The sequence below is a fragment of the Streptomyces sp. NPDC001634 genome (assembly GCF_040298185.1).
Taxonomy (GTDB): Bacteria; Actinomycetota; Actinomycetes; order Streptomycetales; family Streptomycetaceae; genus Streptomyces.
Window position 1 is genome coordinate 1 of record NZ_JBEOZU010000222.1, and the last position, 1,669, is coordinate 1,669.

The window sequence follows — 1,669 nt, forward strand, 5'->3', positions numbered from 1 at the left end:
CCTCGCGCTTTCACACGGCGGGGCGTCCAGTGGGTGATCAGAAACGCGAAGAGTGCTCCTGACCTGCAACGATGGGACTTGTCTAGGGTCCAGGTCGTCGCATGAAAGAAGCACTCTCCAGGTGAAGAAGCGTATCGGGTCCTACCCGCGTGTCCGTACCGAATGCGGTGGTCGCGGGGTGGTCTCCCAGGCCGGCGGGGTGCTGCTGGTGGAAACGGTCCGCAAGACCGGCCTGGATCAGGCGATATCGGCGGCACTTGAGCCGTGGCGCAAGCCGCGGGCGGTGCATGATCCGGGCAAGATCCTGGTGGATGTGGCGATCGCGGTAGCGCTCGGCGGCGACTGCCTGGCAGACGTGGGCATGCTGCGGGCCGAGCTGGCGGTGTTCGGGCCGGTGGCCTCCGATCCGACGGTGTCCCGGCTGATCGGCGCGCTGGCAGCGGGCGGGAAGCGTGCGCTGACCGCACTGCGGCAGGCCCGCGCTCAAGTCCGTGAATACGTATGGAGGTTGGCCGGTGACGCGGCGCCGGACGCGGCCCGGCAGGTGGTCGTGGACCTGGACGGGGTGCTGGTAATAGCGCATTCCGAGAAACAGGATGCGGCCGCGACCTGGAAGAAGACCTACGGGCACCATCCGCTGATGGGGTTCGTCGACCACGGCCGGGGCGGGTCCGGGGAGCCGGTGGCCGGGCTGCTGCGGCCCGGGAACGCGGGCAGCAACACCGCCGCCGACCACATCGAAGCCGCCCGGCTCGCGTTGGCGCAGCTGCCGAAGAAGTACCGGCGCGGACGGCAGACGCTGATCCGCACCGACTCGGGCGGGGGCACCCACGAGTTCGTCGACTGGCTTTCCGCCCGCGGCCGGTGGCTGTCCTACTCGGTCGGCATGACCATCACCGATGCCATCCACCAGGCCGTTCTGAAGGTCCCGGCACCGGCCTGGACACCGGCCGTCGAGCCCGACGGCGAGATCCGCGACGGCGCCTGGGTGGCCGAGCTCGACGGCGACTGCCTCAAGGGCTGGCCCAAGGGGATGCGGCTGATCGTACGGAAGGAACGGCCGCACCCTGGCGCCCAGTTGCGCTTCACCGACGCCGACGGCATGCGCCTGACCTGCTTCGCCACCAACACCCAGCACACCCCGATCGCCGAGCTGGAGCTGCGGCACCGCCAGCGGGCCCGCGCCGAGGACCGCATCCGCGCCGCCCGCTCCACCGGCCTGCGCAACCTCCCCCTGCACGACAGCGCACAGAACCAGGTCTGGCTGGAGATCATCCAGATCGCCCTCGACCTGCTGGCCTGGATGCCGATGCTCGCCCTCGTCGGCCAAGCCCGCCTGTGGGAGCCTCGCCGCCTGCGACTTCGCCTTTTCTCCGCCGCCGCGCAGCTCGTCACCACCGGACGACGCTGCATCCTGCGCTTCGCGAAGCACTGGCCCTGGGCCGGCCTGATCACCGACGCTCTGCAACGGCTCGCAGCACTGCCCAACCCCGGCTGACCAGCAACTTCCCGCCCCTACGAGCAGCTCCACCCGGCCGGAGCAGTGGAACCCGGCGCCCACCCGACGCGACAGCCGGGCCACCAGCCTGCCCACCTGCAGAAATGACCGCCCCCGAATGAGCCGAAAGGGTCCGTCAGCAAGCTGACGGACCCTCACGCAAGATCGAGG

Annotated in this window: 1 protein-coding gene; it reads left to right on the top strand. The window is 70.1% G+C overall.

Features of this window, described 5'->3' with window-relative positions:
• Positions 1-121 precede the first annotated feature (121 nt).
• Positions 122-1,498: an IS1380 family transposase gene (locus ABT186_RS47655; protein WP_351237956.1), complete on the top strand. Its 1,377-nt coding sequence runs from the start codon at positions 122-124 to the stop codon at positions 1,496-1,498.
• Positions 1,499-1,669 lie beyond the last annotated feature (171 nt).